Below are 13921 nucleotides of genomic sequence, written 5' to 3'. Positions count from 1 at the left end.
AGACTTCAAGAGTTCGACTTAGAATTTACTCGATATTCTGAATCTGCTCGCGCATCTGTTCGATCAGCACCTTAAGCTCAATCGCTGAGGCGGTGATGTCCGCATTGATCGATTTCGATGCCAGCGTGTTCGACTCGCGGTTGAACTCCTGCATCATAAAGTCGAGGCGGCGGCCGACGGCTTCTTTCTTCTTCAGAATGTTGTAAGTCTCTTTCACGTGCGCATCGAGGCGATCCAGCTCTTCGGCTACATCAATACGCTGGGCCATCATCACCAGTTCCTGCTCAAGGCGATTGTTCTCCAGCTGAACCTCGGCTTCTTCCAGCTTGCTCACCAGACGCTCGCGCTGCCATTTCAGCACTTCTGGCATCTGTGCACGCACTTTGCTGACCTGCTCAGTCACGCCCTGCAGCCGCTGTTCGATGAGCGCTTTCAGCGCGTTGCCTTCACTTTCACGCGCAATGATGAAATCGTCCAGCGCGCCATCCAGCGCCGCCAGCAGTTCAGCATTAATGGCGTCCAGATCCTGCTCCTGCGCGGTCATCACGCCCGGCCAGCGCAGAATATCCAGAGGGTTAATTGCGCCTTCATCACTCTGCATCTTCACCCAGTTCGCCGCCTGAACCAGCTGTTTAGCCAGCGACTCATTCAGCTGCAGCTCACCCTGAGCGCTGGCATCGGCGTCGAAGCGCAGGTTGCACTCGATTTTGCCGCGTGTCAGGCGGTTGCGGATGCGTTCGCGAATCACCGGCTCCAGGCTGCGAAACTGCTCCGGCAGGCGGATATAGGTTTCGAGGTAACGCTGGTTGACGGAACGCAGTTCCCAGGCGGCGCTGCCCCAGCTGCCTTTGGCTTCACGGCGGGCGTATGCGGTCATACTGCGGATCATAAGCTTCTACTCATTCAGGAAATGTTCTTCGAATTATAGCGAGGGTGCTCCCGGCATGATAGGCGTAAACGCACAGCAGGGTGCCAGGCCTTTGACAACCGCGTTTATTGTTATTTACCGATGTTTTCAGGCGATAAAAATATCAAGGTTGTGAATGCAGAGATAAATAACGTTTTAATCTGGCGAAAAAATAGCTACTGCGTGAATTGACCTGCGGTAATTATCGCCAGCTTGTGAACGGGCAGGGTTTTTCCCTTGATTAAAATCATTAAAACACTGATGCAAAGCTGTGAATTGTGTCAATCCATTGATTTTAATGGCTTTAATAACCGTTAAAACATAATGGATTTGTGAGTGTTGTTTTTGATCATATATAACGAAAATACCGTTGCGCAGGGCAAAATTGATCTCTATCGTTGGCACCACTTGAGGACGACAACCACAAAAATGATGTGGACGGCCATCAGGAAAAATATAAGTAATTAAATTTTTCTATACACAGCAAATTGAATAAGACCGACGCAGAACGCGCTCCTTGTTTTATTCACCTAAATGGAAATCAGCAAATGAACATGAACAAAATCGTTGTGGCTTTAGGTCTGTCTATGTCTCTGGTGGCGGGTTCTGCGATGGCAGCAGGTGAAGGTAACGGTACTGTGACGTTTAAAGGTGCGATTGTTGATGCGCCATGCTCCATCGAACCAGGTTCAGTCGATCAGACGGTTGAGCTGGGTCAGATTTCCAACCTGGCGCTGAAAGACGGTGGCCGTTCTACACCGCGTCCATTCCAGATCAAACTGGAAAACTGCGACACCGCAACGAAGAAAGAAGTGACCGTGACCTTTGCCGGTACTGGCTCTCAGGTTATCCCGGGCAAACTGGCTATCACCGGTACTGCATCAGGCGCGGCGATCGGCATCAACTTCGGCGATACCGAAATTGAACTGGGTACCGCCACACCAGCGCAAAAACTGATGGACGGCAACAACCAGCTCTCCTTCGCAGCCTTCCTGCAGGGTGGCGGCGCTTCTGAGACTATCGTCCCGGGCGAATTCCAGAGCGTGGCTGACTTCGCACTGAACTATCAGTAATGGTCAGAGACTGGCGGGCTTCCTTGCCCGCCACTCTATCTTTTCGCTTAAGGAACTGCGGCGATGAGTCGTTTTATGCCTGCGGCGATAGTTTCGGCATCGGTGCTTTTCATCAATGACTGCCGCGCCGAACAGTTGATCGACCGCGGCCGCGTTGCGTTACGCGGCGCCATTCATCAGGGTGCCTGCGCCATTAAGGTCGATGATGCTGAACAAACCATCGCGATGGGGGTGCTGCCGCTGGCGCGCCTGCAACGTGACGGTAAAGGGCCGGGTTTTCCCTTCTCTATCCAGCTGGTGAATTGTCCGGTGGAGTACAGCGCGTCGGGAGGCGTGGCACGCACCTTTTCTATCACCTTTGACCACGATGGCCCGCCGGGTCAGCAGCGTTTTGCTGTGTATGGCGATGCCAAAGGGGTAGAGCTGATGATTACGGATACGCAGGGCAACACCATTGCTCCCGGTGAGGCGCAGCCGATCGATCAGCATCTGACGCAGCAGCACGACCTGCGTTATCGGCTCACGCTGGTCAGCAACCAGCAGCAACTGCACAGCGGGAGTTACGCCGCCGCGATTCGTTTTCACATTAATTACAACTGATCTTTCACGGTTTACGGACACCGCTTGCCATGAAAAAGGCTTCATTAACTGCGCCAGTCTCATGCGTGCGCAGGCAGCGTATCAGGCTGACGCCGCTCAGCGTGGCGTTAATGTTAGCCCTCGGCTACAGTGCTCCGCTCTTCGCTGCCGGTGCGGTCTCATTCAACACCGATATTCTTGATCTCAACGATCGGCAAAACATCGATCTGTCGCAGTTTGCTCAGGCTGGCTACATCATGCCTGGCGAATACATGATGGAGCTGCGCGTCAACCAGACACAGATTCCGGAAATGCTGGTGCGCTACTACGCGCCCGAAAATGCGCCGAATGAAAGTCTGCCCTGCCTGACACCCGAAATGGTGGATAAACTGGCGCTGAAACCGGAAGTGCTGAAAAACGCGTCGTGGCTGCAGGACGGCCAGTGTCTGGCGGTGGATTCCATCTCCGGCATGCAGGTGCGCGGCAATCTGGGTGAATCTCGCCTCAACATCACCATTCCACAGGCATGGCTGGAGTACAGCGCCGCCAACTGGGAACCGCCGTCGCGCTGGGATAACGGCGTCCCGGGCCTGTTAATGGATTACAACCTGTTTGCCTCCACTACGCGTGCGCAATACGGCGCTAAAAGCCAGAGTGTGAGCGGCAACGGCACCGGTGGCGTTAACGCCGGTGCCTGGCGCCTGCGTGCGGACTGGCAGATGCAGCAAAATCGTGGCACGGGCAGCCATCGCCAGGAATTCACCTGGACACGCTTTTACGCCTATCGGCCGCTGCCTTCTCTCCAGGCGAAAGCCACGCTGGGCGAGAACTATCTCGATTCCGGCATGTTTGACAGCTTTCGCTATCTTGGTGCGGCGATCACCAGCGATGACAACATGCTGCCGCCCAACCTGCGTGGCTATGCGCCGGAAGTAACCGGTATCGCCAAAACCAACGCCAAAGTCACCATTAGCCAGCAGGGACGGGTGATTTATGAATCGCAGGTGGCTGCCGGTCCATTTCGTATTCAGGATCTCAATGATGCCGTCTCCGGCCAGCTTGACGTGCGCGTCGAGGAGCAGGACGGCAGCGTGCAGACCTTCAGTGTCGATACCGCCACCATCCCGTATCTGACCCGTCCGGGCCGCGTGCGTTACAAATTCGCCAGCGGCAAACCAGGCAGCGAAGAGCACAAAACGCAGGGCCCTACGTTTGCCACTGGCGAATTCTCCTGGGGGATCAGTAACGGCTGGTCGATGTACGGCGGCGGGCTGGCCGCAGGCAATTACAAAGCGTTATCGATGGGTCTGGGACGCGATCTGCTGTTGCTGGGCGCCATTTCGTTTGATGCCACCCAGTCACAGGCAGGCTTGCCGCAGCAGGGCAACAAAAGCGGCGGCTCTTATCGCCTGAGCTATTCCAAACGCTTCGAGGAACTTGATGGTCAGGTGACGTTTGCCGGCTACCGTTTTTCGCAGCGCAACTTTATGAGTCTGCCGCAGTATCTCGACGCGCGTTATCGCAACCAGCAGGTTTCTAACAGCAAAGAGCTCTACACCATTACGCTCAACAAGCACTTTCGCAGCCTGAACCTGAGTAGTTACCTCAGCTACAGCCATCAGACCTATTGGGATCGTGACCCGCTGGATCGCTGGAGCTTTTCCACCTCGCGCTACTTTGATGTCGGCCGGTTTAAGAATCTGAGTTTAAGTCTGTCGCTCAACCGGACGCAATATAACGGCAAAAACGATGACAGCGTTTACCTCAACTTCAGTATGCCGATTGGCGGTGATAGTAGCCTGAGCTACAGCCAGCAAACCAGCGGTAAGCAAACCACCCACTCGGCCAGTTTTTATGACCGGCTGGACAGTAACAACAGCTACAGCCTGAGCGCCGGCCTTAATAGCGATCGCCGTCAGTCGTTCAGCGGGTTTTACAGTCATCAGGGCAGTCTGACCAGCATGACGGCCAGCGCCAGCGCGCAGCAGGGTCAATACCGCAGCGCCAGTCTGTCACTGCAGGGCGGTTTAACGCTCACGCCGCAGGGCGCGGCGCTGCATCGGCTGGGCATGCCCGGCAGCACGCGTCTGATGGTCGATACCGATGGCGTCTCCGGCGTGCCGGTCAACGGTGGTGGCAGTAACACGTATACCAATTTCTTTGGCAAAGCGGTGATTTCGGATGTGAACAGCTACTACCGCAACACCGCCAGTATCGATGTCACCGGACTGGCCGACAACGTGGAAGCGTCGCGCCCGGTAACCCAGATCACCCTGACCGAAGGTGCCATCGGTTACCGGCGTTTTGGTGTGATTAAAGGTATCAAAGCCATGGCCGCCATCCGGCTGGAAGATGGTAGCTGGCCGCCCTTTGGTGCCAGCGTCCAGAGTAACGGACGCGAAGTGGGCATTCTGGATGATGACGGCCTGGTATGGCTGAGTGGCATTGAGGCCGGTGCCAGCATGGATGTGCGCTGGAACGGCGAAACCCAGTGTCAGCTGGCATTGCCCGATCCTCTGCCGCAGCAGTTGCTCGACGAAGGACAGAACTTGTTATTACTTTGCACGCGCCGCGCAGCGCCTGCTTCTTCAACGTAAGGAAAGAGTTAATCATGCTGGTAAAAACGCTGAGCAGCGCCTTGCTGCTCTCCACGCTGACGCTATCGCTGCAGGCTCACGCGGCGATTGCGCTTGATCGCACCCGGGTCATTTTTAACGGTAACGAAAAAAACGTCTCACTGAATATCAGCAATGAAAACAAGCAGCTGCCTTATCTGGCGCAGGGCTGGATTGAAGACAGCAGCGGTAAAAAAATTACGTCACCGCTGGTGCTGCTGCCGCCGGTGCAGCGCGTCGAACCGGGCGAACGCAGCGTGGTGAAAGTGCAGGCGCTGCCCGCCATCAAGGCGCTGCCACAGGATCGTGAATCGGTGTTCTATTTCAGCATGCGTGAAATCCCGCCGCGCAGCGAGAAGAGCAACGTGCTGCAAATCGCGTTGCAGACGCGTATCAAGCTGTTCTATCGCCCGGAAGCGATCGTGGTGAGCAATCCGTCAGTGGTGACGCCATGGCAGGAAAAACTGACGCTGACGCGCAAGGGTGCACGCTACCAGCTGAATAATCCCACGCCTTACTTCATTACGCTGGTGGATGCACAGCCAGCGAAAGGCCAGTCGCTGAAGAAGAGCTTTGAACCGGTCATGGTCGCGCCAAAAACCAGTATCGATCTGGGCGTGAACGCAGCAGAACTGGGCAGCGCGCCGCTATTAACCTACATCAACGACTACGGCGGCCGTCCAACGCTGGCGCTGAAGTGTGCCGGCGACAGCTGCAGCGTCGTCAGTAACAAGGTGGAGCAGTAAGCGATGCGTGTGCTGTTGCTGGTGCTGACGCTGTTGAGCCTGACTTTGCAGGCAGCAACCAACGGCGTGGTGCATGTGTATGGCGCGCTGCAGGAGAGTCCATGCTGGCTTGACGTCGGTAACAATGATCAGGCGGCTGGCCTCGATACCACGCCGACCGCCGCGCTGCAACAGGTCGGCGAGCAGGTGATGAAGCAGGCGTTAACGCTGCATTTGCAGGACTGTCCGTACAGTATCCGCAATGTCGCCGATCCGCTATGGCTGCAACATGTGCCGTCCATCAGCATCGACTTTTTTGCCCCGCAAAGTCTGGCCGACCCGCAGCTGATTCGCGTACAGGGCTCTGACGGCGTGGGCCTGCAATTGTTTGATGAGAACCATCAGCCGCTGCCGCCCACCTTCCGCAATCTGCGCGTGCCGCTCAGCGCCGGTAGCAATGTGCTGAGCTGGCTGACGGTAGAGGAACGCACCGCGCTGCCGCTGCAGCCGGGTGCCTGGTCAGCCAGCGGTCAGTTACAGGTGAACTATGACTAAGCATCGACTTGTTCCGTTGATGAAGTATTACAGCAGGCTGCTGATCGGTAGCCTGCTGCTGTGCATCTGCTGGCCGCTGCATGCGGTGGAGCTGCGCCTGCACGGTACGCTGATTGAGAATCCGCCCTGCACGCTGAATGACAACCAGAGCCTGATGATTGAGTTTGGCGATGCGCTGAGCGTGAAAAAGATCGATGGCGTCAACTATCTGCAGCGTAAGGCGATACCGGTCAAGTGCACCGAGGATCCGGGGGCGGCATTGCAGGTGCGTCTGACCGGTACCGCTTCCGGTTTCGACAGCAGTGCATTGCTCAGCAGCGTGAGTGCGCTGGGTATTCGCTTTTATCTGGCCAGCAAGCCGCTGGCGGTCAACAGCACGTTGCCGATTGTTTTCCCCGGCACACTCGATCTCGGCGCGGTGCCGGTACAGCAGCCGGGCGTGACGCTGGAGGGTGGGGAGTTCACCGCCAGCGCGGCGCTGCTGCTGGAATATCAGTAAGGAGAGGCGATGAGAGCGGGCGTAATGCTGGTACTGGGATGGCTGCTGGTGTCACCGGCACAGGCGATAGAGATGCAGCTGCACGGCACGCTGGTGGCGGAACCCTGTTCGCTGGAGCCGGATCAGCAGCAGCTGGAGCTCAACTTTGGCGATATCGTTGCGAAATCGCTGTATCAGAATCCGCGCACGCCGGCGCGTCCGCTGGTGATGCGTCTGAGCGGTTGTGATACCGAACTGGGTAAAGACGTCGAGCTGGTGTTCAACGGTATTGCCGATGCCGAGCAGCCCGATCTGCTGGCGCTGGCCGGTGATGCCGGTGCCAAAGGCGTGGCCATTGGCCTGAGTGATGCGGACGGAAAGCTGGTGCCCATTAACCGCGGCGTGATGCATTTTCCGCTGCAGCAGGGCGACAACCAGCTGCAGTTCAGTGCCTGGCTGCAGGCTTCGGCGAGCGCGATTGCCGAGCGCACCATTGAGCCTGGCAACGTATCGGCGATTGCTACTTTTTATCTGAACTATCCCTGAGTGCCTGTTATGTGGTTGATAAATCAACATATCACGTTTGACCCGGATCGGCGCCTGTTGCGCGATCGGCATGATAACGAGCTGCTGCTCAACCAGAGCAGCGCACGCTGCCTGGCGCTGTTTCTGCAAAAGCCGGGTGAGGTCATTAGCCACGAAACGCTGCTGGATGAGGGCTGGCGCAGCCAGGGGGTGCACGTGACGGAAAACTCGCTGCGCCAGATGCTATCGATGCTGCGCAAGCAGTTTCTGCAACTGCGGGTGGAAGGAGAAACCTTTGTCACCGTTCATCGTCAGGGCTACCGGCTGCATGAGTCGGTGCGGGTGGAAGCCTGTTCACCGCTGGCTGAAGCCGTAGAAGAAGCGCGCATTGCGTCGGAAGCACGTATTCAGCCGCTGGTGACCACTCATGTGCACACGGCGCCGCTGCCGGTGATGGTGCAGCCGCCAGCCACCGCCACCGTGGAGGAGGAAATACCCGCTGCGGCACCACGCAGCCGTTCCGGGCTGGTGTTAATCGGCATGTTGATCAGCGCGGTGTTGTTACTGGTGCTGGCCTTACTCGGTATTAAGGTGCTGGAGATTCGCGACGTGGTGACTGTGACCTATGCACCCTATCGCCACGTGCAGGGCCGGCAGTGGTATATCCAGGACGACTTCAGCGCCACCGAACGTGAAGAGATCGATCAAAACCTGCAGCTGGTGAGTGACAGCATGGCGCGCTTTATCCAGCTGGCCGAAGAGGAACGCCACATCTATATCAACCGCACCAAGCTGGCTGACCGTTACAGCTGGTTTATCTGTCAAAACCCTATCGAGCAGAAGGATGCGTTATGTCGGTCAGCCATATATTTCGTCGCCGAGTAACCTGGGTGTTGCAGGGGGGATTACTGATGCTGGCGCTGGTACTGGCTGCCATCCTGATTTATCAGCTGTCACGTCGCATTCCCCATTGTGAAGCGGATTCGATTCTGATTTCCAGAGAGGCGGGACAGCTGGTGGTGTCGCACGGGCAGTGGAAAGTGCAAAACAGCCTGTTTCAGGCCACTGGCAATTACAGCGGCATGATCAGTTATTACTCGCCACAACAGCAACTGCAGCGCCGCGAACCGGTAGACGTCTCTTTTGAGCTGCGCCACAGCTTCTCCGGCGCCGCGCTGCGCAGCGAAACCACTGCTATCTCCTACAACCTCGCTAATCGTGCCTCACCACAGAATATTGAACGCTATATCTCCGCCGGACTGGCGCCCGGCCATGTCAATTACGGCTGGATTTATCGTCTGCAGAATGTGCGTTATGTGATTGGCAATAATGCGAATCCGTCAGTGATTTGTAAAAAATAATTTTATTAATGAGTATTCAATGCATATTTTTTCCAAAAATACTTTTTTAATGACTATTTTATTTGCCTTCAGCAGCTGCTTGAATGCAAAGCTTTATGTAGAGCTACAATCTCAACCAACCTCTCCTAACGCAATGTTTTACGGGGTTATTGTGGGGGGGGATGAAAATGATCCCGATCCTAACCCTTGTTATAAAATATATAACTGTTCCTTAAGAGGATATGTAAATTCAGAATCGTGGGGCGAGGCTGGCAGCGCAGGTTATCAAACTAAGGACAATCAATCTCTACGAGAGTGGGATAAGGCATCCCAAGATGCTGCTACTTTGGGGGAATTTATTAAATCAGTAAGGGCTTCAGGAACATTAAGAAGAACGATGAAAGACTATTTACCTGCGAGTGCTGGTCAAGATCCAATATTTTGCATATATGCTGCGCAATGGCGACCTAGTGTTTATGATCAAATAGCTAATACGCGTGCTTCAAATTGTGCTCGAGCGCTTCCGTTTCCTGCTGTATGTCAGGTAAAAGAAATAGAAGTAAATTATGATTTTGGCAAAATCATACCGCAGAATACGCATGGTTCTACTAAGACTAATTCTTTCTCAATTAGCTGCACAAAAAAAACAGCTGTGAAAATTAAAATCGGTGAGGGTGGTGTAGTGCTAAATGGATATACAAATAAAAGAGTCAATTTTTCATTTGATAGTGGCCCCTTCAATAATGAGTGGGTTGGAGAAATAGGAGATGAGAAGCGTATGCCGCTTACGGCAAAACTACCTGATCTTGAAGAAGGTGATTGGTCAGGTTCGGCGATTCTTATGGTCACGCTAGAGTAATCGAAGTGGGAATGCATTTCTTTATGAAAAAGATTATTGGGTTGTTGGTGTTTTTTGCAAGTAATTGTTTTTGCGCAACCATGATAAATGTAAAAGTTAAAGTTCTTTCATCCCCTTGTATAATAAATAATAATCAACCGATTATTGTTGAGTTCGGTGATGTGATTACAGGCGGAGTTAATGGTGAGCGCTATAGAAAGAAAATGAATTACACGATTGTCTGCCCGGGTAATGAACAACAAAAAATGACAATGCGAGTGACGGGAGAAACAGCCTCGTTTGATAGCGAAGTTTTCTTAAGCAGTGTTCAGGATCTTGGATTAAGAATTGAACGTGATGGGCTTAAGGTTTTGCCTGATATCGATTTTCCCTTCATCTATCAGGCGCTGCCAGAAATAATGATTACTCCTGTCAAGAGAGAGGGATCGCGGTTACCGGGTGGAGATTTTTTTGCGAGTTATACATTGACTGTCGGTTATGAGTAATTTATCTGTTAATTATAATTTTTTTCCAACCATGAACGCATTACTTCATGGGTAACTTTTTATTTTCATTTAAAATTAAAATAATAACCTTTGTAATTTTAAAATAGATTAGTATGGTGAAGTTATGAAAAAACATTCGTTGCGAGGGAAGGTCATATTATTTACTGCAAAAATGATTTTTATGAGTGCCTTTTCTTATCAGGCTCATGCTGGTCTTGAACATGCCTGCTGGAGTGATCCTTTACAAACCGTAGAGTTAACATCCGGTCGTCTGGTTGGAATTGGTCAACCAAATAAAGGTTTTGAAGGCTCTATTGCCTTCGAAAGATCTCCTGTATTATTTACCGCAAAATGTAATAATTCTGACAATTTTGAAAGGCATGGTATATTTGTTGAAGGTGGTCTTGGTCCGTATTTTGTTCCCTCTGTGCTGAATAACGGCTATTATCGGCTCACGGATGAGGTAGACGTTAAAGTACGGATATATGCTGGTGAAAACTGGGTTCCTTATCCTGTAAAAATATCGGACAGAAAAATTGTGTCTGCTGGTCCCTATTGGCTTCAACCAGGTCAGGAAATTGTTTATAATAACTTCAGTTCGACCCTTTATGCGCATATGACGTTTGTTGTTACAAAAGATATTATTGGCGGGGCAGTCTTTATTCCTCCCAATATAGAAATAGTTACTCTTTATGCTATTGTTTCAAAGAGAAGTGATAGTCCTCTCCCGCCAAAACCAGATAAACCCCTGGTACGCATTGTTATCGGGCCCCATGGCATTATCATCCCGGTACCCATTGTCTGCGACATCAATAACGGCACGGATATTAACGTTGAATTTGACCGCATCGCCGTGAGCTCCGTTTCTGAATCAGTGTCCAATCCCGCCAACTACAAAGATGTGCCGTTAGAAGTCAAATGCAGTTCTGCATTAAATCAGGAAGTCAATTTACGCTTAGTCGCCGGAACCACCTCTTTCTCGGATGAACTCATCGCCACCAACTATCCTGATCTGGGCATTGCGGTTAAACATAAAGGACAATTGCTCAAACCGATGGGCACTTCTGCTGTCCGGTTAATCAACGGCATGGCTTCAGAGGTCATCACCGTGTTCCCGGTGAAAAAGAAAGGACAACCGCTGAGCGGTGGTGAATTCAATGCTTCAGCAACATTGCTGATCAGCATGCCTTGATGATGCTTTAATCCGCGTTATTGATATTAATGTTAATTAATCTTTTTATGATGGTTAAAGTTAAACACTTATCAGAGGGAGATCGGCTTAACCTGCAGCGATACAGATTAACGGTGTTTGAAAATATTTTTCATCATCACAGCTGTGTGAATCACCATGATTCACGGGGGTTTTCACACCATTCACAGCTTTTTGGCCGTACATTTTCTGTAGCCAAAGTCTATCAACCATTATTCAACGAGACAGTTTTTGGCCTGTTTCGGCAATTGGGTTTGCTATGCTCTTTCTCTGTTTTATGTCGTGGTATCTGTCCGGACGAGACCCGCGCGTCACGCCACCTTTGCTGATGCAGCAATTTCTGCAGCGGCGGCGTCGGGGACAGTGCGGTGAGAAAGTCGCTTCTTTCCCTTTCGCTTCGCTGGCCTGCCTTATCTGTTTTCTCCCCACGCTGATTTATCTGCCCAACAGTGGTGGCAATGGCTTTGATCTGCCGCTGAATTTGCTCACTGCAGGCTGCCTCGCGCTGCTGGCAGCCACGCTGCTGTTGAAGAACTGGCGCCAGCCGCGCGATTTAATTGATGACAACGTCATGACGCATGCGCTGTTGCTGATGCTGTTTTGCTTTGCGCTGGCGGTGATCCTGCAGGAGAACGATAACGGACTGCTGACCGGCGTTATCCGACTACTGGGGCTCAGTGCCATACTCATTCTGTGGCTGCTGCTGGGCCTGATGCCGCAGCTCTGGCAGCAGCGTCAGCAAATCATTGCCGGCATCGTATTGCTCAGCACCTTGCAGGCGCTGCTGGCGATTGCGCAAACCTGTTTTCCGGCCCAGCTGCAAACGCTGATGGAGTTTCGTTATCACGCCGGCCAGATTCGCCCTTACGGTATTTTTCAGCAGTTCAATTTGCTGGCCAGCTTTCTGGCGACCGGTCTGGCGGCTACGGTCTGGCTCTGTCTGCAATCTGACATCAGGCACCGCCTCTTGCTGTTGCCGGCAGTGCTGATCAACAGCCTGGCACTGCTTCTGACGCAGTCGCGTACCGGTGCGTTTGGTTTTGCGCTGGCGCTGCTGGTGATGCTGCTGGTGTGCGATCGTCGCCAGCGCGCGGTAATCATCAGGATCGTCATGGTGATGGCGCTGGCCGTGCTGTGCGCCCTGCTGCTGCGCAATGAATTAGCGCCTGGCATGCGTGAATTTGCGGCGTCCGACCTGGCGCGCCAGCAGCTGCTGGAATACACGCTGCGGATGATCATGGAAAAACCGTTCAGCGGCTGGGGCTTTGGTCAGTTTGAGTATCATTTTTCGCGGATACGCATGGTGGACGCGATCCACCTGAAAGATTTCAACGCCACCCATCCCCATAACGAGTGGCTGTATAGCTGGGTGGAAGGCGGTGTTTTGCCGATGGTAGGCTTCACCGCCGTGTTGCTGGCATGGCTGACGCCGCTGTGGCGCTGGCGCAGTCAGCCGCAGCGCCTGATGCTGTGGAGTCTGACGCTGCCCGTCATGCTGCACACCATGGTCGAGTTTCCGCTCTATCAATCGCTGCCGCATCTGTGGCTGCTGATGCTGCTTACCCATCTGGCGTTACGTCAGCCCGAAGATCGATCAATGATTGAACCTGCGACGCCGGGGCTGCCGTCGCGCATGCTGCGCCTGAACATGGCCGGCGGCGCGATTGCGCTGATGCTGTTTTTCTTCAGCGGCCTGCAGACCAACGCGCTGCTCACCCAGGCGGAGCGCGGTCAGTTTCTCTCGTATCCTTCACGCGATCAGCTGTGGAATCCGTGGATTCAGGGCGAGCGCTATGAGTTTGGCGAAATGGTGCATTGCCTGATGCGCTACAACCAGACGCGGGATGAGCGCCTGCTGGCGCGCTTTGTGCAGCAGTCATCGCTGTGGCTGGAGCGCCATAACGATCTCAACGTGTTCCGGAATGCGGTGATGATTGAGTGGCATCTGCGTCACTATCAGCGCTCGCGCAGGCTGCTGCGTCAGGCGCTGACTCTCTATCCAACAGATGAAAGCCTGCTGCAGCTGAAAGCAAAAATGATGACGGAATGGTCATCGGCGGCCTATGCTGTGACAGATGAGACAGGCAACTTCTGAGGCTAAGATGTTGAATAAATGGATGAGGCCGCTGGGCTTCGCCATGATATTAAGCGGATGTCAGACTTCTCCGCCCACTCCGCAGGTTATTCCGCCGCACACCGCGCCCGTGGCCGTGTGCGGGGCCGGCGAGATGATGATGCAAACCACGCTGTGGTTTGATCTGCCGTCCTCCGCTGGCGCAGCGGGCTGGTCGCAGTTTGCTGAACGCGACATCACGCCGCACTTTCCCTCGCCGCTGACGATTTACGATGGCCGCGGCCCGCAGGGCAATCGCAAGGTACTGGTACTGCTTCATCCGGCGGATCGGGCCAGCTCCGAAAGCATTAACGCGCTGCGCGACAAGTTTAAACATCGTTTTGCGACACAACCGGTGACGCGTATCGACTCGCTGGTGTGCGCGGCGCTGTAACACGCGCTGCCTGCACGCGGGCAGGACAGCCGCGTGTGAAGTCCGTATAATGCGCAGCCAAAC

15 protein-coding genes are annotated in these 13921 nt (G+C 53.6%); 14 read left to right on the top strand and 1 reads right to left on the bottom strand.

The genetic code is table 11. The annotated features are described in order from the left end of the window. Nucleotides 1–25: 25 nt before the first annotated feature. On the bottom strand, nucleotides 26–889 hold the full coding sequence (locus C1N84_RS18510; RefSeq protein ID WP_021507096.1) for a YicC/YloC family endoribonuclease: 864 nt from the start codon (nucleotides 887–889) through the stop codon (nucleotides 26–28). Nucleotides 890–1455: 566 nt separating this feature from the next. On the opposite strand from C1N84_RS18510, the gene C1N84_RS18505 reads away from it, so the two are divergent. The 14 genes from C1N84_RS18505 to C1N84_RS18440 all read left to right on the top strand — a co-directional run bounded on the left by C1N84_RS18505 (nucleotide 1456) and on the right by C1N84_RS18440 (nucleotide 13858). Further along, complete coding sequence (locus C1N84_RS18505) at nucleotides 1456–1980, top strand: fimbrial protein (RefSeq protein ID WP_021507095.1); 525 nt, start codon at nucleotides 1456–1458, stop codon at nucleotides 1978–1980. Between the two features lie 63 nt (nucleotides 1981–2043). Next, nucleotides 2044–2580 carry a fimbrial protein gene (locus C1N84_RS18500; RefSeq protein WP_021507094.1) on the top strand — a complete coding sequence of 179 codons (537 nt, stop codon included), beginning with the start codon at nucleotides 2044–2046 and terminating at the stop codon, nucleotides 2578–2580. Nucleotides 2581–2609: 29 nt separating this feature from the next. Next, nucleotides 2610–5156, top strand: coding sequence for an outer membrane usher protein (locus C1N84_RS18495; RefSeq protein ID WP_264441818.1), 2547 nt, complete (start codon nucleotides 2610–2612; stop codon nucleotides 5154–5156). A gap of 14 nt (nucleotides 5157–5170) precedes the next feature. Continuing rightward, nucleotides 5171–5920 carry a fimbria/pilus periplasmic chaperone gene (locus C1N84_RS18490; RefSeq protein WP_021507092.1) on the top strand — a complete coding sequence of 250 codons (750 nt, stop codon included), beginning with the start codon at nucleotides 5171–5173 and terminating at the stop codon, nucleotides 5918–5920. 3 nt (nucleotides 5921–5923) lie between these two features. Continuing rightward, the gene (locus C1N84_RS18485; protein ID WP_132466155.1) at nucleotides 5924–6454 is read left to right on the top strand and encodes a fimbrial protein; all 531 of its coding nucleotides are present in this window, start codon (nucleotides 5924–5926) and stop codon (nucleotides 6452–6454) included. Further along, a complete protein-coding gene (locus C1N84_RS18480; RefSeq protein WP_081035969.1) occupies nucleotides 6447–6953 on the top strand; it encodes a fimbrial protein in 507 nt (168 codons plus the stop codon). The genes C1N84_RS18485 and C1N84_RS18480 overlap by 8 nt, the downstream gene beginning before the upstream one ends. A gap of 9 nt (nucleotides 6954–6962) precedes the next feature. After that, on the top strand, nucleotides 6963–7478 hold the full coding sequence (locus C1N84_RS18475) for a fimbrial protein (protein ID WP_125311827.1): 516 nt from the start codon (nucleotides 6963–6965) through the stop codon (nucleotides 7476–7478). A 9-nt stretch (nucleotides 7479–7487) separates the two neighbouring features. Continuing rightward, on the top strand, nucleotides 7488–8342 hold the full coding sequence (locus tag C1N84_RS18470) for a winged helix-turn-helix domain-containing protein (RefSeq protein WP_394541687.1): 855 nt from the start codon (nucleotides 7488–7490) through the stop codon (nucleotides 8340–8342). Continuing rightward, nucleotides 8309–8818, top strand: a complete 510-nt coding sequence (locus tag C1N84_RS18465; RefSeq protein ID WP_127833493.1) for a hypothetical protein — start codon at nucleotides 8309–8311, stop codon at nucleotides 8816–8818. Before C1N84_RS18470 ends, C1N84_RS18465 begins: the two co-directional genes overlap by 34 nt. Nucleotides 8819–8837: 19 nt before the next feature. Next, the gene (locus C1N84_RS18460; RefSeq protein ID WP_211725478.1) at nucleotides 8838–9656 is read left to right on the top strand and encodes a hypothetical protein; all 819 of its coding nucleotides are present in this window, start codon (nucleotides 8838–8840) and stop codon (nucleotides 9654–9656) included. Nucleotides 9657–9679: 23 nt separating this feature from the next. Beyond that, on the top strand, nucleotides 9680–10141 hold the full coding sequence (locus tag C1N84_RS18455; protein WP_211725477.1) for a fimbrial protein: 462 nt from the start codon (nucleotides 9680–9682) through the stop codon (nucleotides 10139–10141). A 124-nt stretch (nucleotides 10142–10265) separates the two neighbouring features. After that, nucleotides 10266–11333, top strand: coding sequence for a fimbrial protein (locus tag C1N84_RS18450; RefSeq protein WP_264441817.1), 1068 nt, complete (start codon nucleotides 10266–10268; stop codon nucleotides 11331–11333). A gap of 277 nt (nucleotides 11334–11610) precedes the next feature. After that, nucleotides 11611–13446: a PglL family O-oligosaccharyltransferase gene (locus C1N84_RS18445; RefSeq protein ID WP_132466134.1), complete on the top strand. Its 1836-nt coding sequence runs from the start codon at nucleotides 11611–11613 to the stop codon at nucleotides 13444–13446. 133 nt (nucleotides 13447–13579) lie between these two features. Further along, nucleotides 13580–13858, top strand: a complete 279-nt coding sequence (locus C1N84_RS18440; protein ID WP_233210741.1) for a DUF3574 domain-containing protein — start codon at nucleotides 13580–13582, stop codon at nucleotides 13856–13858. The last annotated feature ends 63 nt before the right edge of the window (nucleotides 13859–13921 follow it).

This window comes from Pantoea sp. SGAir0418 (genome assembly GCF_043529865.1).
The sequence above is the reverse complement of the archived record's forward strand: the minus strand, read 5'-3'. Positions and strand labels throughout refer to the sequence as shown.